Below are 22876 nucleotides of genomic sequence, written 5' to 3'. Positions count from 1 at the left end.
TTTGCTCCCTAATGATTGCGTGTGTCGTTATCAGCAAGCTCATTTGTTTCTAAGCGTCCTGAAAAAGACCATGTTGGTTGAAGATTTTGAGGAAGACTTGGCGGTCCTTGCACCAACAAACGCCATAAGTAATAACAGCCCATACCGAAAACCGAACAATAAACCACAATGAATACAATTAAGCTGATGGTCATTGGCAGTTGACCATGGTTGGAAACGGCATCGGCCGTGCGTTGTACACCATAAACAACCCAAGGTTGACGCCCGACTTCAGTGGTGAACCAACCAGCCAGCACCGCTAACAATCCAGATGGACCCATATAAAAAGCAAAGCGTAAGAATTTGGGACTGTGTTGCCATTGCTTTTTACGCAAGCAGTTTCCCCAAATGGTCAATACCAACATCAACATACCCAAGCCCACCATGATGCGAAACGACCAAAATACAATGGTGGCATTCGGACGGTCTTCTGGCGCAAACTCAGTCAAAGCAGGTACTTGTTTGTCCAAACTGTGTGTCAAGATGAGACTGCCTAATTTGGGAATTTCCAAAGCGTAATGGGTTGTTTCCTCTTCCATATCAGGCCAACCAACCAATTTTAATGGTGTAGGCTCATGACCATGGTTGTGAAAATGACCTTCAATGGCTGCGATTTTGGCAGGTTGATATTGAAGGGTATTCAAACCGTGTAAATCACCCATCAAAATCTGTACAGGCACCAATACCGCCAATAAACCCAGACCCATAGAAAGCATTTTGCGACCAGCGGCCTGATGTTGTTGTTGGCGCAAATGCCAAGCGGCGGTGGCAATCACAAACAAGGCGCTGCAAATGTAAGCAGCAATCGTCATATGAAGCAAACGGTATGGAAACGACGGATTGAAAATAATCGCCATCCAATCAGTGGGCACAACCACACCATTTTCAATCACAAAACCTTGCGGGGTTTGCATCCAAGAATTGGAGGCTAAAATCCAAAAAGTGGACATCAAAGTACCCAAAGCAACCATACAGGTGGCAAAAAAATGTAATTTAGGACCAACTTTATTCCAACCGAATAACATGACACCTAAAAAGCCTGCTTCTAAGAAAAAGGCCGTCATCACTTCATAAGTCAATAAAGGCCCTGTCACGCTGCCAGCAAATTGTGAAAAACCACTCCAGTTTGTACCAAACTGAAAAGCCATTACCAATCCAGAAACCACACCCATCCCAAAATTGATGGCAAAAATCTTCGACCAAAACAAATAAAGCTGTCTGTAAAGCGGTTGCTTGGTTTTCAAATAACAAGCTTCTAACACAGCCAAAAAACTGGCCAAGCCGATGGTGATAGATGGAAAAATGATGTGAAAAGACACGGTAAAAGCAAATTGTATGCGTGCCAAAAGCAACGCATCCCATTCAAACATAGTAAATCCCCTTTGAATTTCAAATCGTCAATACAAATTTGACTAAAATCAACCGATCAGGGTTATTATTAAAAAATGAATGATTTTTCACAATGCGACATATTGTCGCACTTGAATTTTAGTTTTTTATTTTCAATGGATTGCGTGAATGAAAAGTTTGTTGATAGATCAAGTGCGGTTGGCAAATGCCAATCTCAAGCTTCGTTGGCTTTGGTCACTGGCTGCTCTAGGAATGTGGATATTGTGCTTGGGTTTGAATATTCCATTGCCGCATCTCTTAATTGCGCAAGCATGGTTGACATTGATACTGGGCAATATTTTATTGTCGGTTTATCAAAAACACGATGCTTACCAACCTTATTGGGCCGTGGTATTAGGTTTGTGTTTGGATTGGTGGGTATTGACGGAATTTTTATTTTTTACAGGTGGCGCCAGCAATCCACTGATTTTTTTGTATTTGATTCCAGTTTTATTTGCAGCTTTAATGTGCCAATATGTTTTTGCCATTGGCATGGCAATCGCCAGTGTGTTGGCTTATGGAATCATGTATGTTTGGTATTTACCTTTAATCAGCCATCACTGGCTACATCAAAACATTCAATTGCATTTTTTAGGCATGTGGCTGACCTTTGGTATCAGTATCAGTATGATGACTGCTGCTGTGACATGGCTGATGGCTGATTTAAAACAACGAGATCGTTTACTCAGAGAAGCAGATCGCAACCAAATGCGTGATGAAAACATATTGTGGTTGGGTATGAATGCGGCTAATTTGGCACATCAATTGTCAACGCCTTTGAATAACTTGTATTTATTAGTCGGAGAATATCGAGCCAAAAGCAGCTCTGAAGATTTGGAAGACTTGGATTTAATGCAATTGCAATTGGATGAATGTACTCAAATTTTACATCAACTACGTGAGCAACAAGAAATCAACCATCAACCTACTGTATTCGATCAAGTCTTAGAACAACATTTGAATCAATGGCGCAATTTGCGCCCGCAAGTGGTGGTACAGTGGCAATATTTTCATAAAAATACACAAAAAGTCATCCTAGATCCTTTGTTTTGGCCGGCATTGTTCAATATTTTGAATAACGCAGCAGATGCCGGTGAAAATCAAGTGAGCTTGGATACGCGAATAGAAAAAGGATGGTTAACCGTCCATGTTATCAATGAAAAAGGTTCACTGACTGAGCACTATTTTTACCAAGAAGGTCTGCAAGTACAAGCGACCCAAAAGCCAGCAGGATTGGGCTTGGGGATACAATTGTCCCATGCAACTCTTGAAAAAATGGGCGGAAGCTTGAATTTGTTTAATCGACCACAAGGAGGGGTACAAGCTGTTATTTGTGTACCGATTACAGAATTATGAGCCAATATGTTTTAATTGACGACAATCCAACCTTTTCACGCTTACTCCAACGCAGTATGCAACGCTTAGGTCATACATTAATATGTTGCCATACCACAGAAGAAGCATTGCAATTAAAAGAAGCGGGCGACGGCATTATTTTAGATTTAAATTTGGGGGCAGAAAGTGGCTTAAAATTATTGCCCATTTTACACGCCCAATTTCCAAACACTCCCATTCTCATTTTGACGGGCTATGCCAGTATCAACACTGCTGTGAGTGCCATTAAATTAGGGGCTTGTGAATATTTGCCTAAGCCTGTTGATGTTGAAACCATTTTAAATTGTTTTATCCAGCCAAATAAAGATGAAAATTTGCTCATTGAAACGCCTTTGGAAGCAGATCCATTGTCATTAAAACGTTTGACTTGGGAGCATTTACAACGGGTTTTAGAAGAAAATCATGGCAATATTTCTGCTACTGCCCGAGCCTTAAATATGCATAGGCGCACCTTGCAAAGAATGTTACAGAAACATCCTGTTAAAAAATAATCCTTATCTGAAAACTGCTCACGCAAACACTAAATCCGTTCTCTTCCTACTCGTGAACTTGAGCCAATCTGGAACGGCATCTGCAATCAAAAACATGCTATCTAAACTCAATTGGCGCCATCCAGTTGAGTTTAAAACGTACAAATCAGCACCATTCAAAAACAAATTAACCCTATTGCGTTATTTTGCATTTTCATGACTCAATCACCAAGCGTCCTGTAAAAAAAGTTTACAGGACGCTTGATTAACTTTGTAAGCTTGAATTTATAAAATACAAAATAACCCTATGATTACAATTATTTAAAAACCAAACCAACAATCGCGACATCGCAAACAACCGCTGTGACCACTTCCTATTTTTTCATGTGACAGATGACTGGCTGCCAATCCTATTTGATAGAAAGGTGCGCGGTTGCTTGAACGATGATTCAACGAAGATGGATTTGAGGTAAGGTTCCACACCGATATATCGAAATGATGTCTTGATTATTATGATTGCTTGTCAAGGATGAGCCAAAGTTACACAATACTGGAATTCAAAGAGATATGTATGATGACTCCTAAACCAACAAATACTTGTGAGATGAGTAATTTCAACAGTTTTAGTCAGCTGCGTGAAACAGGTCTTTCATCGAATATGAATGGGATTACGTTTACACATTGTAAACCCAATTATCATGTTGGAATTTTCCCTCATTGCAATGGTTATACTGACTTATACCGATTCAATCGCATCGTATTGTTTCGTAATAATTATTCATCTAATACAGCGCAACATCTGATTAATGAAAAAAACCTACTCAACTTCGGTATTAACATCACCATCAAAGGCCGTTTTGATTTTCACTTTCCAGATTTGCACACCGATATTTCAGTTTTCCCTATGCAAGTATGGCTGCGTCGTGGTTGCTTGGGTGTTGTCGAAGCTGACATACCCAACCAAACAATCATTCAAAGTGTGGGTTTAGATTTTGATGTACAACTATTGGAACAATTGCTTCCTGATAAGGCAGTGAACGAAATCAGCCAGTTTTTCTTGGCTAGCCCTGACCAAGCAGCCGTACAAATCATGCGCAAACCTCCCCCTGTCTTATTTTTACTCGCAGAACAATTGCTCGACTTACCGCATGGAAGCAATGAATTCGATTTATTGAAAATCGAATCCATATCATTGAATTTACTCACGCATCTCTTCGCTGATCAGACGCATCATTACCACTCGGTGCCAACACAAATTGTCATGGCGCAACACATCTTAGATACAGAGGTCATACAAAATCACACGATTCGGCAATTGTCCAAACAAGTAGGTTTAAACGAATGCGATTTAAAAAAGCAGTTTAAACATCACACAGGCTTGACCATTGCGTCTTATGCCAAGAAAGCCAAAATGGAAACGGCACTGGTCTTGTTAAGTTCTGGCATGCGTCCTATTAAAGTAGCCAATCATTTGGGTTACTGTAATCTTCATTATTTTACTAAAGTCTTTACCACCTACCATGGTTATACGCCAAATAGCCTAATGGATGAATCAAAATAATTTCCTAATAAATCAAATAGTTTCCCGAATTTTTAAAATTGTTTCCATTTTTTATGTTATTGATATTGATTATCAATAACATAAAAAAGATAATTCATACATCTTGTCTATTGAATTGTTAACAAATGTTTAACCCCGCCCCAAAAACCATTTACTTTAGCTTATTACTGGCATTTTCTGGCATGAGCCACGCTGTGGATTTACAGCATGACAATGATGCTACTGATACAGAATTATCCGAAATCATAGTGACCTCCCGAGGTGTGCAAGAAAAAAGCTTGGATGCCCCATTAACCGTTCACACCTTAAGCGGTGCAGAAATCAATCGCCGCCAGTTCACCAACGTACAAGATAGTTTGAAACACATACCTGGCGTGGACATCCATGATGGTGGTGATCCTGGTATGAGTTATATGTGGATACGCGGTGTTGGCGCGGTGAGCCACACCAGCTTGGATGATAATTCTGTCGGTATCCGTATTGATGGTGTGAATCAAGGTTTATTGGGCTTGGCCAGCGGCCTGTATGACATAGAACAGTTGGAAGTCGCCAAAGGTCCTCAAGGTACGTTGTTTGGTAGCAGCTCCGAAGCAGGCACTGTCAATGTAAAATCGCGCAACCCTACTCCTTATTTTGGTGCCAATATGGAAGTCGGCTACGCCAACAACCAACAGCGCAGCCTTAAAGGCATGGTCAACATTCCGTTGGCAGAAGATTGGGCGTTTCGCTTGGCAGGCAGCAGCGTCTGGCAAGACAATTATGTGATGGAACGCACCACAGGAGATGCCGTCAATCAACAAAAAAACCAAAGTGTGCGCGGTAAATTATTGTGGACTCCTCAAGACCACACCCAAATCATGTTGACAGGGCATCATTCGGAATTGAACAATTTTATGCCGATGGTGATGACAGGTCCATTTGTCAACAATGACAGTTATCTAACCTTAGGCGATATTCCCCATTATTCCAAACGCCAAACTTCGGGTGTGGATTTGGATGTGAACCATCAATCAAATCACTTCCAAATCAACTCTAAAACGGCTTATTTACACCATCAAGGTGATGCCTCTCGCGCTTTGTATGCATTGGAGTACCTTGGCAAAGCCATGCCACAAATGTTGCCGTATTTCAGCATTCCGGCCAACAATTTAAACCAACAACAAGAAGAAAATCGCAATTTTGAACAAGAAATCACTTTGAGCTCTTTGCCTGAAAGCGAAGTGAAATGGATTGGTGGCGTGTATTATGGCCGCTTTGACCGTGATTTTAACTATGCATGGTCAGGGCAAGGTGAATATGCGCGTCAATATGTGCACAACAATATGGCATTGTTTGGTGAAGTCACTTATCCGTGGACCAGCAAACTTTCCAGCATCACAGGATTGCGCGTGGCGCATGACACCACTCGCTACCATGCGGATTATCAAAAAAGCCATGTCAACAGCCAAGACAATCAAAAATTCAGTGATACCACGCTTACAGGACGCTTGGGTTTGGATTATGCCTTTACACCCAATTGGCATGTATATGGCACGTATTCACGGGGTCACAAACCTGCGGGATACAACGACTATGGCACCCAAGTTTCCAAAGGCAAACAAGACTTGCCTTACGATGCAGGCCATATTGATGCCTTTGAATTGGGCTTGAAAGGTGGTGCATCTGACGGTCGCTGGGGCATGGCGTTGGCTTTATTTCACAATCAAATTAAAAACGACAAATTGTCAGTTTATGTCTTGCCCGATTATGTCACTGAAAGCTTCAACGTAGACACCCAATCGCAAGGCATCGAGTTCAGTGGTTTTATCAAACCACACCCTTATTTCAATCTGAAATCCAGTTTGAGTTTTATCGATGCCAAAGTCACTTCTACGCCAGATGACCCAAGCATCGTCAGCACCAGTGTGACCACCAAAAATGGCAATCGCATTCCTGAAGTACCGCGTTTTGCTGCCAGTTTGGGCATGGAATACAAGCGACCTGTAGCCATTTCTTTCTTAAAGAAACCGCAAGCATTTGCAAATGTGGATTTACGCTATGTCGGCTCACGCCCCGCCCAAGCCGATAATAAATTGCAATTGAAATCGTATACATTAGTGGATGCGGCATTGGGCATTCAAGACCAACAGCATGAATTGTCTTTATGGACCAAAAATCTGACCAATGAGCGTTACATGACTTACGCCATGATGCAAGGCACATATGAATTGGGAATCCAAGCTCAAGGTCGCAGTGTTGGTGTGAAATACAAATACGAGTTTTAAGGAAGAAGATGTTGCAATACCCCCAAACACGCGCCCATTCGGTATGGTATTTTTTTTGTAGCTTATACATCACCCAATACATCGGCATAGGCTTTATCAGTGTGGCTTTGATCGCCATATTGCGCCAACAAGGCTATAGCTTAAGTCAATTGGCGATGGTGCAATTGATGGCCTTGCCAGCGGCATTGAAATTTTTGTGGGCACCTGTGATTGACAGTTGGGGGCATACGTCCCGTGCCCACTACAAAAATTGGTTGTTGCTGGCACAAGCGAGCATGGTATTAACCTTGTTTGGCGCTGGCTTTTTACAGCCCGCTGTCCATTTACACGCCTTGCTGCTGGTCTTATTTTGCTTTGCAATCTTAACAGCCACCCAAGATCTGGCTTTGGATGCTCTCAGTTGTAAAGTATTTACTGTGAATCAGCGTGCCTCTGTGTCTTTGTTACAAGTAGGCTGCGGCCTGATTGGCAACATGATCGGCGGCGGTTTGGTGTTGATTTTGTATCCCGATTGGGGATGGAAAATGTGCTTAATGGTGATGGCGGTACTCACCAGTTTGGCATGGCTGCAATTGGTCTTTTTTCCAGAACCTTCGGCAGCAAAAATCCAAACCAACACCCTCTATCACAGTGCAAAACAATGGTTTGCCGTGTGGAAAGGCAACCGAGGCTGGCTCATTTTGCTGTTGTTATACCCGTTTGGCTTTATGCCGATTTTCAGCATTTTAACCCCCAATTTGGTAGACCATGGCTGGGCCTTACCTGATATTGGTTTCGCCATCAAAGTATTTGGTTCTTTGGTCGGCATTGGCGCGGTTGTACTGGCTAAATTTTGGTTTCAACGCCACAGCCGCGTGCGCAATGTCCAAAATGCCTCTTTGTTACAAGCAGTGTGCTTAGTGGCATTAATTCCACCTGCATTGGGATTTACAGGACGCTTGTGGGTATATGTCGGTGTGTTTGGCTATTTCATCAGTTTGCCTTTGCTGTATGCCAGCATTACGGCTGTGATGATGGATAAAGCATCTCAAACCGATGCCCCAGCCACAGCCTATACCATACAAAACGCATTACCCATGTTGGTTGCTTTTATTGCCGCTGCTCTGAGCATGTCATTGGCGCAACATTTTGGTTATGCCTTTGTCGCCATTTTGGCGGTCACTTGTTCGGCTACCGCAGCTGTATTATCCCGTTTTGTCTTGTCTTCTCTTTCAAGTAAACCTCATGAATCCTAAACAACACACTCCCATCACTGACTTTGATGCCAAAATAGACATCATCGATCATTTAAACGATGACCATCAAACCGAATTATTGGCCATCGCACAAGCCCATGGCCATGCTGATGCCTGCGCAGCCAAACTCTTGGATATTTTTGTTGAAGGTTGTTATTTGGCAATTGATTCATCGCCTAACGCCACTGAGACCGAAGTATGGATACCGTTTGTACTCAGAGGTGATTTGGAAGAGCAAATCCTGTATTTGGCACACAGCGCCATGGTGAAACAAGGTAAATCTTTGCATCACAATCAAAAACAGTATTTTGAGGTGTTAGGGCAAACCATGGTATCACCGCATATGTTGCGCCTGTATTTAAAAACCTCTCAACCGTTACCGCCCAACGCACCGGGCTTTGCATGGTTATTTTCTTTAAAAGTACTCAATGCTAGCCCTAATGGTGACTCTGAAAAAAACAGCCTCATCCAGCGATGGTTTCAGCGCATATTTATGCATGTATTGCCGCATCTATCGCAGCAAAGGCGAGAAAAAATCATGTTTTCCATGGTGAAAGACATGCGTTATTACACTTTGCGTAAAGTAGAATATCGTGAAGATAATGAAATAGCATGGGTAGACATATATCTGCATGGTACGACTGCTGGAGGCGAATGGGCAAAATCTCTGCAAAAAGGCGACATCATACACAGTACATCTGAATATACAGAAGCAACAGACCATTTGCATCAAGGTCAAACGCTGCTGATGGCAGATGAAACCTCATTGCCAACTGTGATGGCTTTGTTAGAGAACTGGCACAATCCAATTCCACCTATTTTAATCAATGTGTTACAGGACGAAGCTGAACATGCCTATATCAACCAGATAGATGTTCCTGCGGGTACAGGCTTATACTATATCGACTCTAACAGTGCTTTTTTAGATCAGGCAATCATTGATCTTATTGATTCACTCCCTAAAATAGAGGCGGCGTGGGCTGCACTTGAAAATACTTTGGCCAAGAAAATACGCAAGCATCTGCGCGAACATCATCAATTACTGGGCACAAAAAATCGAGTCAAAGGCTATTGGACCAAGCGTTAATTTTCCTTCAACATTTGTGCGCTATTTTGGCTCATTTTGTCACCAATGCTCATCGGTTTCCCCAAAATCATGAGTACTGAGTTTCATTAAAGCGCCTCAAATGTTGGTATATGATAGAAAGACCGCTTTGACAGTTTGCAATTTGCCAATTTTTTGTTAATCAGATGGGATATGGTTTCACTGTAAACAAGAATTTCTCAGGTATAAAGCCGATACATTGTGCAAAAACTAAACCATGACAGTTTTAAAGCGTCCTGTAACGTTTTCAGCACACTTTTTCAATACAAAAAATGCACTGTTTATTTAAAGCAGTGCATTTTTCATTTGAGTTGCATGATTCAGAAATCAGACTTTCAATTAACACAAATCCAATAATTGCATAGGCGTATCGATTACCACATCAGCAGGCCAATTGGCTGTGTCATCATCCGCATGAATGTAACCCCAAGACACCAATACCGTTTTCATGCCCGCATTTTTACCCGCGATCATATCCCGCTGCGCATCACCCACATACAAACACGCTTGAGGATTTACACCGATTTGCTCACACGCATACAACATTGGCTTCACACTGGGTTTGGCTTCGCCTGTGGTATCGCCACTGACTTCCACATCAGGCGCGACACTGAAACCCAAGCTCGGTACCAAACGATGGGTGAATGTGTGCGGTTTGTTGGTAATGATGCCCCATTTCAAGCCACGCGCTGCAATCTCTGCAATCACTTCATTAATGCCCTCAAACAAAACCGTGTCTTGGTCAAAACATTGCTCATAAGTATCCAAATACTCTTGGCGCAAAGCAGCATGATTTGGATGGGTTTTATCCATATTCATACCCAATTTCAATAAGCCACTGGCACCATGACTGGCTACAGGACGGATGTCATCCATCGCCACTTCAGGCAAATTTTTACTGCGCAACATCGTGTTCAATGCGCCGCCCAAATCCAAAGCCGTATCTGCCAACGTGCCATCTAAATCAAACAATACCGCTTCTATTTTCATATTCATCCTCATACACGGCTCAAAGCCTGTTTCCATTGCGGTGGGTGTTGCTCTTGTGCGGCCTGAAAGTCTTGTAACAGTGCCAATTCAAACGCACTGAAACCCGCTCGCTCACGCGCTTCCATATTCAAATGTCCCCGAAACAAAAACAAATCATAACGACGTATCAAATCTTGAAACACTTGCAAAGCATCTAAACCACGCTGCTGACACAAATAATGGTACCAATCATTGCCCACTTTCACATGCCCCACTTCATCGCGGTAAATGATATCTAACACTTGGCAGGTTGCAACATCGCCTTTTTGCTCGATTTTAGCACGCATCGCAGGCGTGACATCCAAACCGCGCGCTTCTAGCACTCTTGGCACCAAAGCCATGCGCAACAAAGGATCGTAAGCAGTTTTATATGCCATGTCCCACAAATGATTGTGTGCTTCAAAATCACCATAATCAAAACCATGCGCTTGCAAACGCTCTCGCATCAAATCAAAATGCAAAGCTTCTTCAGATGCCACACGCAACCAATCCAAAGTAAACGCTTGGCTGATGTGGCGAAAACGATAAGCGGCATCCAAAGCCAAATTAATCGCATTGAATTCAATATGCGCCACGGCATGTAATAAAGCGGCATAACCTTCAGGCGTGTTCATTTTGCGGTGTTTGACGGCTTTAGGCTCCACCAATACAGGACGCTTGGGTTGTCCTGCCCGCGCAAAATCTTCAATAGGCGTATTTTCATCCCATCTCAAAGCTTGCTCGACACTGGCTTGATACAAAGCTTGGGTCAACACACATTTTCGGACGGGCTCACATTCTAATAATGCTTCATGTAAGCAAGCATAAACAGGCAACACCATACGTCCTTCAAATTTATTTTTTCAAAGCCAATATTTTAACCTGTTTGGTTCTGTCTGATTGAGGAATTTCAATCAAAAATTCAAATCTGAACCCACTCAAATATTTCGGAAGCAGTTTATCTTGAGTCATGTCACTTTCATGATGGTAATATGGCATTTGTATTGATGGAGATAACATTCCCATGTTTGCTTATATTTTAAAACGTTTGTTGCTGCTCATTCCTACGTTGCTTGGTATTTTGGCATTGACGTTTGCCATCATCCAATTTGTCCCCGGTGGACCCGTAGAGCAAATGGTGCAACAGTTAACACAAGGCACTCAAGCCACAGCCGAAGTTTCAGGCGGCGGTAGTTTGCGTGGTAACCAACATGGTTTAAGCCCAGAAGAGATGGACAAACTAAAAGCTTTGTATGGTTTTGATCAACCTCCGTTAACCCGTTTTGTAGATATGGTGGGCAATTTTTTGCGTTTTGATTTGGGCGAAAGTTTTTTTCAACCCAAAACAGTGACCGAATTGGTAATAGAAAAGCTGCCTGTATCTATGAGTTTGGGTTTGTGGACGTTTTTTTTAACTTATTTGGTCTGTATTCCATTAGGCATCAGCAAAGCCGTGCGCGATGGCAGCCGTTTTGATGCAATAAGCAGCGTGTTCATTTTGATTGGCTATGCCATTCCCGGTTTTGTATTGGGCGTGTTGTTGTTGATTTTGTTTGGTGGCGGCAGTTTTTGGCAATGGTTTCCACTAGGTGGCATGGTCAGTGATGATTGGGACAGCTTCAGTACTTTTCAAAAAATCATGGATTATTTGTGGCACATGGTTTTGCCGATTACCGCATCGGTCGTGGGCAATTTTGCAGTGATGACTTTATTGACTAAAAATGTGTTTTTAGAAGAAATTCGCCGACAATACGTGTATACAGCGCGTGCTAAAGGCTTGAGTGAACGACGTATCATGTTCAAACACGTGTTTCGCAATGCCATGATTCCATTGATTACAGGTTTTCCTGCCGCATTTTTGGGCGCATTTTTTACAGGCAGCTTGTTGATAGAAACCTTGTTTTCGCTCGATGGCTTAGGATTGTTGTCGTATGAAGCGGTAATGAAGCGGGATTATCCTGTGGTGATGGGCACTTTGTATGTGTTCACTTTGATGGGATTGCTCGCAAAACTGTTATCGGATTTGTCATATGTGTTGGTGGATCCACGCATACATTTTGATGGGGAGCGTTGATGTTGGCTTTCACTCGCAGCCGTGCTTGGCAACAATTTAAAAATCATCGACGTGGCATGTTGAGTTTGAAAATCTTTATATGCTTGTTTGCCTTATCGTTATTGGCGCCGTTATGGAGCAATGATCAGCCTCTGTGGGTGCAATATGAAGGCAAATCGTATCAACCGATTGTGAACACCTATTTGGAAACCGAATTCGGTGGCGATTTTGAAACACCGACCGATTATCTCGATCCTTTTATCAAACAGCGTTTACAGGACGGTGACAATTGGGCTGTGTATCCACTCAATCCTTATGCCGCCACCACTTTGAATGATTTTGATTTCGAACCATTTCCCGCAGCTCCAAGTAAACAACATTGGTTAGGTACAGATGATCGTGGGCGTGATGTGTTGGCACGTTTGGTGTATGGCTTTCGTGACTCGGTGGTGTTTGGTTTGGTTTTGACTTTGATTACCACAGTCATTGGCTTGGTTTTGGGCGCCATACAAGGCTATTTTGGCGGCAAAGTCGATTTGATTATGCAACGCTTTATGGAGGTATGGGGCGGTTTGCCTGAACTGTATTTGTTGATTATTTTGGCTTCATTTTTTGAACCGAGTTTACTGACTTTATTGGTATTGTTGTCTTTGTTCAGCTGGATGGACACCAATACGTATATTCGCGCAGAATTTTTGAAAAACCGACAAATGGATTATGTACAAGTGGCGCGTGCGATGGGAGCGAGTCACACGCATGTCATGTTGCGCCATATCTTGCCCAACAGCTTAACCCCTGTGATTGCTTTGTTACCATTTAAAATATCAGGTGCCATTTTGGCTTTAACCAGTTTGGATTTTCTAGGCTTAGGCGTGGCCAGTCACAAACCGAGCTTGGGGGAATTGTTAGCACAATCTAAGGACAATCTCGATGCTTGGTGGATAGGTGTCCCCACTTTCATGACTTTGGTATGCTTATTACTGCTATTGATTTTTATTGGCGAAGCTTTGCGCGCCGCTTTGGATGTGAGAAGAAGCAAATAATGCTCTTCTTGGATTAATGCTTTGTGCCAAATTCTCCATCATAAGTTAGGCAGTTAGGCAGCCAAATATTTACAGGACGCTTGTAACAATGTCCAAAATTCCGATATGGCTTCAGCATGTATTCCTGACCAACATGCACAAGGCAGTTTCTTTGAAATCTTACTGGCAGTAAACGTCACTCATAAAAAAAGCCTGAAAATGGATTCAGGCTGATTGTCAGGTAAATAAAAGGTTATGTTTCCGAGCATCCTGTAACTGACCTTTTCTAATCAATATACTTAATATTTTGTAATGATGGTTTATTGTGATTTTAGAGTTAAGACCTTGGCATGACGCAAGCGTTGAATGGTATGAATGAATAAAAATGCCAATAATACAATACCAACATAACCATTAATGACGTAAATGGCATTGACCAAACTGTCAAATGGAATTTTCATACCAACAAAGACGCCTATGGCTGTTAAAACCACTGTCAAAATTTTAAAACCAGCCGATTTACCATTAGTAAAGCGAGCTGAAGCTTGCCATAATAAAGGTACTGCTGTCGTATAAATCCCAGCTAATACAATGACAGAAAACACCGTAGCAAACATCGGATGAATATAACCAGCCAATTTCAAAGTAGGAACCATAGAACCTGCTACCAATTCCAAATTAGCCATTAAACCCAAAGCAATAATGGCCAGTGCCAAACTGAAACCACAAGCACCTAAAACCGCGCCACGAGTAATTTCTTTCAAATTTTTCGCAGAAGACCCCATTAAACTCATAAAACCTGCCAACCACAGCATACAAAATCCTACATACGAAGTAGCTGCAAAAAACCAATGACCCGATGCCGTCATTAAATTCAAACTCGGCAAAATTTCATTAACAGACACCAATCCATCTGGATTTTTGGCCATAGCAATGCCGCCTAAAATGATTGTCAATACGACAATAGCAGGGCCGACTTTACCTAAAACATCCACAATTTTATCTAAACCACAGATCACTGTTAATGCGACAACAAATCCCATTCCCAAAGCACCAATCCAAGGATTCAAATCATATTGTTGTGATACCGTCGCACCAGTGCCTCCAATCATGACAATAAACGACATGTAAATAAATAAAATAGAAAAGTAATCGAAGAATCTACCTACCCAGCGTCCACATAGATACTCATAAATTTGCCCACCATTTTCAAAACGTTGATGATTTCCAATAATGACAAATTCACGCCCTACATAACAAAACAACACCAATACGACCAATATTCCTAAAATGCCTGAATAACCATAAGCTGTAAAATACTGCATGACTTCTTGACCAGTAGCAAAGCCCGAACCAATCAAAAAAGCGATGAATGCGCCTGCATACGTGAGAACACGCCCCCAAGAAATATGTGTTTGCGTTTGTGCCATAGACTTGCCTTAGAGATTGATAATGAATGAACTGGCAAATCTAAGGTGTTTTAATTAACCTTGAATGTATATTTTCGACATAATATTGTCATAAATTTCCACTTATCTTATTAATATATAATCAAAAAATTAATATTTTTTATAAATGGCTATGTTTTTTATATTAATTTATACATATTCCATAGAAATAAAAATTAGCGCTTTAAATGTTGTGTTCCTAAGCGACTCAAATTCACCGCCAACACATAGCCATACGCCTCCATCAAAATGATTTTGCTATCTAAGCCTGTAGTGGTCTAATACAATAAGACACTTTTCTGAGAGAATATTCACTCACTTTAAAAGGTCAAAGTCATGACCAAAAAATCCCTCGCTGTTGCCACCAATTTCTACCTTAGATGACTCTACAAAAGTATACTCCTACAAGGAAACAGGTCAGATATGCAAATTGTCTTCTAACAAGGTTTTGAATACATAAAATCGAACTTGCATTAAAAATGCTAAGCAACATGGTATTCATTCAAAACACAAAGATGAAATTAATCTGGCAAAATTTACGCAATATTGTTGCACCTGTACCAAAAAATTAACAATATCATGACATTCAACATAATTTATATGCATATTTACATGCAGTCACCACAAGACTTTACAAAGATTATTTTAAAAAACTATAAAAATTATAGTGAATATTAATTTATTCCTATGCTGCAATATTGCCTACAATCATTGCTTATAGTAAATAGGAATCAGTTTTGTTATCAATCAATCGGATTGAGTTCAGTGTACTTCAGCGTCAATTGTTACAACCTATGTCTTTGCAATTTTCAACTGGCATGGTCACTGGCCTAATCGGTCACAATGGTTCAGGTAAATCCACTTTGCTAAAGCTGCTGGCTAAGCAACTCAAACCGACTCATGGCACAGTTTTACTTGATGACAAGTCACTGCAACAATGGCATAGCAAGGCTTTGGCTCGAGAAATTGCCTACTTACCCCAACACCTGCCTGCAGCTACTGGACTCACTGCCTTTGAATTGGTACAAATGGGGCGCTTTGCATGGCATGGTTTGATGACATGCATGAATCACCAAGATGAACACATCATCAATCAGGCCTTGAAACTGACGCATACCGAAGCATTTGCACAACAATTGGTTGACACTTTGTCAGGCGGAGAGCGCCATCGCGTGTTTTTGGCGATATGTGTGGCACAAAAAAGCCGTTATTTACTGCTGGATGAACCATTGGCAGCTTTGGACATTGCCCATCAATTGGAAGTGATTCAATTGGTGCACACTCTTGCCCATGAATTGGGTTTGGGTGTCATCATCGTTATTCATGACATTAATTTGGCCGCACAATACTGCGACCGCTTGATTGCCATCAAACACGGAAGCTTGCTCTACGATGAAAAGCCAGCAGAATTGATGACTCAAGCAAAGCTTCAAGATATTTATGGCGTGGCCTTATCTTTATTGCCCCATCCTGTGAATCAACACACTGTGGCCTTATTATGATGCGGCCTGTAAACCTTTACAGGTCGCTATTGATTGCTTTGTTGTGCCTACCAGTTTTGTTACAGGCACAAAACATCAAAATCATTTCATCGGATTGGGCCATTGTTGAAACCCTTGTGGCGATGGGGCATGCACCTATTGGCGTGGGTGACAAACGTGCATACCAGCGCTGGGTGGCACAACCTGCATTACCTCCTAGCACTGTTGATATTGGTTTGCGTGCCCAACCCAATCTGGAATTAATACGCCAATTGCGTCCTGATTTGGTTGTGAATTCATCGTGGTTTATGCAATTGCAAGCACGGGCCATCCCAAATGCTAAAAGTGTCAGCATCGATTTCTTTACCTCTCAAGGCATAGAGTGGCACCATAGCGTGGCACAAACCCGAGCATTGGGTAAACTCATTGGTCAACCTGCTGCTGAAACCTTAATTCAGCAAGCCATGCAACAATTTTCACACCAGAGCAAGCAATTGGCACCACATGCAAAGCGGCCTTATGCCATCGTGCAATTCATAGATGCGCGCCATTTACGCATATATGGCAATAACAGCATGTATGGTCAAGCTTTGACACAACTTCGTTTACGCAATGCTTGGAACATGCCAACCAATGCATGGGGCTTTAGCCAAATTGATTTATTGCAACTGTCTAAATTGCCTGCAAACACCCGTTTAATCGTCGTGCACCCTCATCCTGCCAATGTGGCACAGCAGTTACAAAAAAGTGCGTTATGGCAACGCTTGCCTTACAGTCGTTCGGTCAATCAAATTGTATTGCCGGCAGTGTGGAGTTTTGGAGCTCTGCCTTCTATGCAGCGTTTTGGTAATGAATTGACTGCCAGCTTAAATGGCAACAAGGTGGGTACATGGTAAGTACACAACTGCCTAGAGGCAATCGAAAATGGCACTGGGTATTGGGCAGCTTATTGTTACTGTGCCTTATCAGTCTTCTTGTGTTATGGCATGACAGTGGTGCACCTGCTTGGCAAATACTGTTTTCTAATTCTAAAGAATTGTCTTTAGAAGCCCTATTACTGCAAACCTCGGTGCTACCTCGCTTGGTTATGGCGATGTTGGCAGGCGGAGTGTTAGCGGTCTGTGGGGTAGTGTTGCAACAACTAACCCGTAACCCCCTTGCCGCAGACAATACTTTGGCCGTTAGCAGCGGTGCACAAATCGTTTTATTAATCGTCACGCTGTTTTTTCCCAAATGGATGTTGTGGCGTGCGGATGTCTGGGCTTTTTTGGGGGCTATTGTCAGCATGAGTATGGTGTTGGCTTTGTCATACAAAAATGGCCTTCATCCTGTGCGTATGATTTTAGCAGGTTTGATTTTAAACCTGTATTTGGGTGGATTAAGCATGACATTGATGCTGTTTTACAGCGAAGAAGCCCGCGGCATCATGCAGTGGAGCAGTGGCTCTTTGGTACAAGATGGCTGGCAAGACGTCTTGGATTTGACCTTGCGTGCAACCCAACCATAGTGTTTATCGCCATTGCTTTATTGTCCAAACCATTGTCTATGCTTAGCTTAGGCGATGAACAAGCAAAAAGTTTGGGCGTACCTGTGTTGTCTTTGCGCTTGGCAGGCTTGGTATTGGCCGCTTTTTTATGTGCTAGCGTTGTCAGCATGGTGGGAATGATGGGTTTTGCAGGTTTGGCTGCGGCAGCCGCGAGCAAACATCTTGGCTTGCACAATTTCAAAACCCAAAGCATGGTCGCGTTTGCCATCGGTGCTTTGTTGCTATTGCTTACCGATACCGTATTGCAAATTTTGGCACTGCACACAGGTTGGCTATTGTCTACAGGTGCAGTAACAGCTTTTATCGGTGCGCCTTTATTGTTATGGCTGATTTTTCGCGCCTTGCCAACACCTTTGGTACAAGACTACAAAGATTACGTCCACATCACCCCATTCAACCGCCCCACCATTTTCATCATGATGGTATTAGCAGTCACGGTATTGCTGATAAGTCTGTGGGTAACACAAGATGCATATGGTTGGTACATCAATTTGGACAAAGATGCTTGGCTATTGCGTTACCCACGATTGTTGATGTCCGCAGCGGCAGGCATCATGTTGGCTACGGCAGGCGTCATTTTGCAACGCATGACGCTCAACCCCATGGCCAGTCCCGAATTGCTTGGCATCAGTGCTGGCACTGCCGCTGGTGTATTTATTGCCCTCTTATTGGGTATCAGCAGCAGTGGTTATTTGTGGATGTGCGGTGTAGGTTCGGCCATAGCCACTCTGACAATCATTTTGTTATTCAACCGCAACAGCGGTTTACAGCCCGAACGCATTTTACTCACTGGCATGGCCATCGCTGCTTTGTTTGATGCTTTAATCAATGTGTTTTTGGCTGTAGGTGATCCGCGGGCGCAAAGTGTTTTGGTTTGGTTGTCTGGTTCAACTTACCAAGCCACACCTTTATTGGCCAATGGTTTAATTGGCATTGCTTTGCTGTTGTTGATACTGAGCCTACCCCTAGCACGCTGCTTAGGACTGCTCAGCTTAAATCCCATCATGGCCCAATCTTTGGGTTTGAATGTACCCTTAACCCAAAAAATACTGGTGGTTTTGGCCGCTATTTTGACGGCACTGTCCACTTTGATGCTCGGCCCCATGTGCTTCGTTGGTTTATGGGCCCCGCATTTAGCCAAAATTTTGGGCTTTCATAAGCCCTTACACCAACTGATGGCCGCTGCCACCATTGCGGTGATTGCCATGGTATTTGCCGACTGGTTAGGCCGCCAAATTGTTTATCCGTATGAAATCCCCGCCGGTCTAATGGCCACTTTACTTGGTGGAGCTTACTTCTTTAGATTGATGCGAAAAACATGAATTTTACCCAAACCCTGTCTTTTGCCATACAACGTTATCGCAGTCACATTGTCATTATGCTGCTGTTGTCATTGTGTTCCAGCATCATGGGCGTGGCAGTGTTGGCATTTATCAACACACGATTGTTACAGGCCGATACAACGTATAGTCAAGCCATTGTATGGTTTGTAGGTTTATTGCTGTTGTATTTGTTGCTTGCTACTTGGGCACAAATGGCTTTAACCCGTTTGGGACACCAATTGGTGTACGACTTACTCACGCGCCTACTCAAACAAATTATGGACAGCGACTTTCGCCACATCCAAACCTTGGGTAAAGGCAGAATAATGGCCAGTCTCTCTGGCGACATTCAAGCCATCAGTTATATGTTTGTGCGCATGCCCGAATTGCTGCAAGGCGGTTTGTTTATCACTGCAGCTTGTGCTTATTTGCTGTATTTGTCACCGAGTTTATTTGCTGTGACACTGGTGTGGATGGCTGTAACCCTTATGGGCAGTTATATCACCGTCAAGCATGTGTATCGTCACTTAGGACACATGCGTCTGCAAGAAAACGACTTATTCCAGCAATATGAAGCGGCCTTAAATGGTCACAAAGAACTGAGTTTGAACCACTACCGTGCCCAGCGTTTTTACCATGAAACATTTGCCCCTACTGCACAAAAACGTCGCCATCATGTAGTTTGGGCTGACAATTTTCATGCATTAGCTGGCAATTGGACGAATGTGATGATGTTGGGTGCAGTCGGGTTTATTTTTTATTTGGCCTATTACCAACACTGGGCCAGTATTGCCGATGCGACCACCATCGCCATCACCGTATTGTTCATCCGCACACCGTTGTTGGCAGCGGTAGGTGCTTACCCTACTGTATTACAAGGCAAGGTGGCATTACAAGCCTTAAGCGAACTGAATCTGCCTGAACCTTCAACCGATTTTTTTACAACCTACGCTGTTGCCAAAAGATTGGCAACGCATCCATTTAAATCAAGTAACATATGCCTATGACAGTGCAACCAATGGTACATCAAACTTTGTTTTGGCCCCATTGGATTTTACGTTACAACGTGGCGAAACCGTTTTTTTGATTGGTCAAAATGGCAGCGGCAAATCGACTTTATCGTTGTTATTAAGCGGCCTGTATCTTCCCACCAGCGGCCACATTGAGGTCGATGACACCACAATCGATGCCAACAACCGCTGGGCATACCGTCAGTATTTTTCCAGTGTGTTCACTGATGTGCATTTGTTCAGCCATTTATTGAGTGGTGATGGTCAACTTGCCGATACCAATTTGATTCATGCATGGCTGCAGCATTTGCGCATGCACAACAAAACCGAAATTGTTGATGGTCACATTCAAAATACTGCTTTGTCACAAGGTCAAAAGAAGCGTTTAGGCCTACTCATTGCGGCAGTAGAACAGCGGCCTGTATTGATATTGGACGAATGGGCTGCTGATCAAGATCCACATTTTCGTAAGGTATTTTACGAGCAATTGTTGCCGTTACTCAAGCAACAAGGCCATACCATTTTTGCCATCAGCCACGATGACAAATACTTTCATCATGCCGACCGCATCATCCAAATGCACCAAGGCAAACTCACTGACTACGATCCAGCCAGTGCACACTCATCATTTTAAAACCCATAAAGAGACCCATTATGTCTTCTACTTCTTCTAAAAAATTTCATTTGGCGCTGTTAAGCACTGCCATTTTACTGGCATATGCGCCTGTATATGCTACTGATGTACCTGACGCAGCAACAGAAACCAATACAGAGCTCAACGCCATTGTTGTGGTTGGTTCGGCTGGTAAAGTCGGCGGCATTAAATTCCATGACACTCGCTCAGCAGACATCATCAAGCGCAACAGCATGGACGAACAAGCCGTGCACAAAGTCGATGAAGCCATTGCCAACCAAGCGGGCGTATTGACCAATATGTACGGTAATGACAACAAGGTCGACTGGTTCAAAATACGCGGCTTCGATGCTTCAGTGGCCATCGATGGCAACGTCACCACTCCTAATGGTTTTTTTGTATGGTTGCCTGAAACCTATGGCTTAGAAAGCATAGAGGTGATTAAAGGTGCCAACTCCAATTTGTATGGTGCAGCCAATGCTGGCGGTGTGGTCAATTTAGTGAGCAAACGTCCCAAAACCGAACCAGCAGGCGAAGTCAAATTGGGCTTGGGAACCGACAAACGCGGTAGCATAGGTGCAGATTACAGCGGGGTTTTGACAGAAGACAACAGCGTGCGCTACCGTGTGGTGGCGCAAGCGCGGCGAGAAGACAGCCAAATTGAATTTGCCAATATGAAACATTATTATTTTGCGCCCAGCTTAACTTGGGATATTTCTGAGCATACCAACCTCACCCTATTGGCCAGCTACCAACATGAAAAGGCCGACCCACCAATGGTTTCTTGCCCGCTTATGGCACCCTCATCGATACCCCATACGGCAAAATTGACCGTGACACCTCCATGGGAGAACCCAGTTTTGATAAGACTGACCGCACCCAAGTCACTGCTGGTTATGAGTTGCAGCATGACTTTGGCAATGGTTGGAAATTCAGCCAAAATTACCGCTATAGCCATTTAGATTTGCTCAACCAAGGCGTGTTTGCATGGGGTTCGGATGGCGATCGCACTGCTTACCGTGGTTATTCATACAGCGATGGTGACAGCGATGTTCATACGTTGGACAACCGCATCAGCAAGCTGTGGCAAGGGGATAGCTTTGAAAATACCTTATTGGTTGGCATGGACTATGTGCATTCCACCACCGATGGTAAAAACAATGGCTTCGGTTATGTGCCTGGCTTGGACATGTTCAACCCTCAATACGGTGCTGATATCACCTTAAGCGGTGACCCTTACCACATCAAATTGAAACAAACCGGCCTGTATGCACAAAATCAATACAAATGGGACCAGCATTGGGTATTGAACATGGGTGTTCGTCATGACCAAGCCAAAAGCTCCGGTCATATTGGTGTCGTTGACCAAAGCTATAATGTCAATCATACCTCTTACAATGCGGGTTTGATGTACCAATTTGACATGGGTTTGTCACCGTATGTGAACTACTCTGAATCTTTCCGCCCAATTTCAGGCGGCGATGCCAATAATCGTGCGTACAAGCCATACGAAGGCCGACAAATTGAAGCTGGTTTGAAATACAGCCCTATGAACTTAGATGGTCGTTTCTCACTCGCTTATTTTGATTTACAAGAGAAAAATGCTTTAGTCTCAGATGCCTCCAACGTACAAGTGCAAGGAGCTATAGTCATTTCTGGTGTATGACGTACAAATGAAGAAGGCGTATCCTGTTGATTGATTTCCGCCAAGATTTCAACCAACAAAAGGAATACGCCATGACTGATTTTAACCCAAATGCATTCGTACAACCACAGCAAACATTCAATGACCCATTGACCGATTTGCTGCGTCAGGGAGCCAGGGAGTTGATTGCCAAAGCGGTTGAAACCGAATTGCAGATTTTGCTGGAACAACATTCACCCAAGAAACTGC

The 22876-nt window shown here is 43.0% G+C and carries 19 protein-coding genes and 2 pseudogenes; 17 read left to right on the top strand and 4 right to left on the bottom strand.

Going from position 1 to position 22876, the window contains the following annotated elements:
• Positions 1-8 precede the first annotated feature (8 nt).
• Positions 9-1409 (bottom strand): cytochrome ubiquinol oxidase subunit I, encoded by a 1401-nt coding sequence (locus H150_RS0112420; RefSeq protein ID WP_019959382.1) that lies wholly within the window; start codon positions 1407-1409, stop codon positions 9-11.
• Between the two features lie 148 nt (positions 1410-1557).
• Here H150_RS0112420 and H150_RS14485 point away from each other — a divergent pair, with 148 nt between their 5' ends.
• The 6 genes from H150_RS14485 (at position 1558) to H150_RS0112390 (ending at position 9440) form a co-directional block, all read left to right on the top strand.
• Positions 1558-2784, top strand: coding sequence for a sensor histidine kinase (locus H150_RS14485; RefSeq protein WP_019959381.1), 1227 nt, complete (start codon positions 1558-1560; stop codon positions 2782-2784).
• Positions 2781-3314 carry a response regulator transcription factor gene (locus tag H150_RS0112410; protein WP_019959380.1) on the top strand — a complete coding sequence of 178 codons (534 nt, stop codon included), beginning with the start codon at positions 2781-2783 and terminating at the stop codon, positions 3312-3314. The genes H150_RS14485 and H150_RS0112410 overlap by 4 nt, the downstream gene beginning before the upstream one ends.
• A 508-nt stretch (positions 3315-3822) precedes the next feature.
• Positions 3823-4854 (top strand): helix-turn-helix domain-containing protein, encoded by a 1032-nt coding sequence (locus H150_RS0112405; protein ID WP_081619589.1) that lies wholly within the window; start codon positions 3823-3825, stop codon positions 4852-4854.
• 125 nt (positions 4855-4979) lie between these two features.
• Positions 4980-7118 carry a TonB-dependent receptor gene (locus tag H150_RS0112400; protein ID WP_019959378.1) on the top strand — a complete coding sequence of 713 codons (2139 nt, stop codon included), beginning with the start codon at positions 4980-4982 and terminating at the stop codon, positions 7116-7118.
• Between the two features lie 8 nt (positions 7119-7126).
• Positions 7127-8353: an MFS transporter gene (locus H150_RS14480; protein WP_019959377.1), complete on the top strand. Its 1227-nt coding sequence runs from the start codon at positions 7127-7129 to the stop codon at positions 8351-8353.
• Complete coding sequence (locus H150_RS0112390; RefSeq protein ID WP_019959376.1) at positions 8343-9440, top strand: siderophore-interacting protein; 1098 nt, start codon at positions 8343-8345, stop codon at positions 9438-9440. The genes H150_RS14480 and H150_RS0112390 overlap by 11 nt, the downstream gene beginning before the upstream one ends.
• Positions 9441-9797: 357 nt before the next feature.
• Here H150_RS0112390 and H150_RS0112385 read toward each other — a convergent pair whose 3' ends face one another.
• Both H150_RS0112385 and H150_RS0112380 read right to left on the bottom strand, forming a co-directional pair.
• Positions 9798-10448: an HAD family hydrolase gene (locus tag H150_RS0112385; RefSeq protein WP_019959375.1), complete on the bottom strand. Its 651-nt coding sequence runs from the start codon at positions 10446-10448 to the stop codon at positions 9798-9800.
• Positions 10449-10456: 8 nt separating this feature from the next.
• Complete coding sequence (locus H150_RS0112380; RefSeq protein WP_019959374.1) at positions 10457-11308, bottom strand: ferritin-like domain-containing protein; 852 nt, start codon at positions 11306-11308, stop codon at positions 10457-10459.
• Positions 11309-11490: 182 nt separating this feature from the next.
• Between H150_RS0112380 and H150_RS0112370 the strand changes: the two genes are divergently transcribed.
• A complete protein-coding gene (locus H150_RS0112370) occupies positions 11491-12540 on the top strand; it encodes a microcin C ABC transporter permease YejB (protein ID WP_019959372.1) in 1050 nt (349 codons plus the stop codon).
• On the top strand, positions 12540-13562 hold the full coding sequence (locus H150_RS0112365; RefSeq protein WP_019959371.1) for an ABC transporter permease: 1023 nt from the start codon (positions 12540-12542) through the stop codon (positions 13560-13562). The genes H150_RS0112370 and H150_RS0112365 overlap by 1 nt, the downstream gene beginning before the upstream one ends.
• Positions 13563-13861: 299 nt before the next feature.
• Here the strand turns inward: H150_RS0112365 and H150_RS0112360 are convergent, their stop codons facing one another.
• The gene (locus H150_RS0112360; RefSeq protein ID WP_019959369.1) at positions 13862-14971 is read right to left on the bottom strand and encodes a YkvI family membrane protein; all 1110 of its coding nucleotides are present in this window, start codon (positions 14969-14971) and stop codon (positions 13862-13864) included.
• Between the two features lie 812 nt (positions 14972-15783).
• Here H150_RS0112360 and H150_RS0112355 point away from each other — a divergent pair.
• The 9 genes and pseudogenes from H150_RS0112355 to H150_RS14460 form a co-directional block, all read left to right on the top strand.
• Positions 15784-16491: an ABC transporter ATP-binding protein gene (locus H150_RS0112355; RefSeq protein ID WP_051083056.1), complete on the top strand. Its 708-nt coding sequence runs from the start codon at positions 15784-15786 to the stop codon at positions 16489-16491.
• Complete coding sequence (locus H150_RS0112350; RefSeq protein ID WP_081619587.1) at positions 16488-17366, top strand: ABC transporter substrate-binding protein; 879 nt, start codon at positions 16488-16490, stop codon at positions 17364-17366. Before H150_RS0112355 ends, H150_RS0112350 begins: the two co-directional genes overlap by 4 nt.
• Entirely contained in the window at positions 17360-17977 is a 618-nt protein-coding gene (locus tag H150_RS15230) for an iron chelate uptake ABC transporter family permease subunit (RefSeq protein ID WP_169708883.1), read from the top strand. Before H150_RS0112350 ends, H150_RS15230 begins: the two co-directional genes overlap by 7 nt.
• A complete protein-coding gene (locus H150_RS14475; protein ID WP_051083052.1) occupies positions 17977-19338 on the top strand; it encodes an iron ABC transporter permease in 1362 nt (453 codons plus the stop codon). The genes H150_RS15230 and H150_RS14475 overlap by 1 nt, the downstream gene beginning before the upstream one ends.
• Complete coding sequence (locus tag H150_RS14905) at positions 19335-20345, top strand: ABC transporter transmembrane domain-containing protein (protein WP_051083050.1); 1011 nt, start codon at positions 19335-19337, stop codon at positions 20343-20345. Before H150_RS14475 ends, H150_RS14905 begins: the two co-directional genes overlap by 4 nt.
• A gap of 40 nt (positions 20346-20385) precedes the next feature.
• Positions 20386-20982, top strand: coding sequence for an ATP-binding cassette domain-containing protein (locus tag H150_RS14900; RefSeq protein ID WP_169708881.1), 597 nt, complete (start codon positions 20386-20388; stop codon positions 20980-20982).
• 20 nt (positions 20983-21002) lie between these two features.
• A pseudogene (locus tag H150_RS15395) lies at positions 21003-21461 on the top strand (TonB-dependent receptor plug domain-containing protein); the annotation flags it as partial.
• A 305-nt stretch (positions 21462-21766) separates the two neighbouring features.
• A complete protein-coding gene (locus H150_RS14890; RefSeq protein ID WP_342345094.1) occupies positions 21767-22648 on the top strand; it encodes a TonB-dependent siderophore receptor in 882 nt (293 codons plus the stop codon).
• A gap of 71 nt (positions 22649-22719) precedes the next feature.
• Positions 22720-22876 (top strand): annotated as a pseudogene (locus H150_RS14460) (IS256 family transposase); the annotation flags it as partial.

Origin of the sequence: Vitreoscilla stercoraria DSM 513 (assembly GCF_000382305.1) — a bacterium.
GTDB classification, from domain to species: domain Bacteria; phylum Pseudomonadota; class Gammaproteobacteria; order Burkholderiales; family Neisseriaceae; genus Vitreoscilla; species Vitreoscilla stercoraria.
The sequence above is the reverse complement of the archived record's forward strand: the minus strand, read 5'-3'. Positions and strand labels throughout refer to the sequence as shown.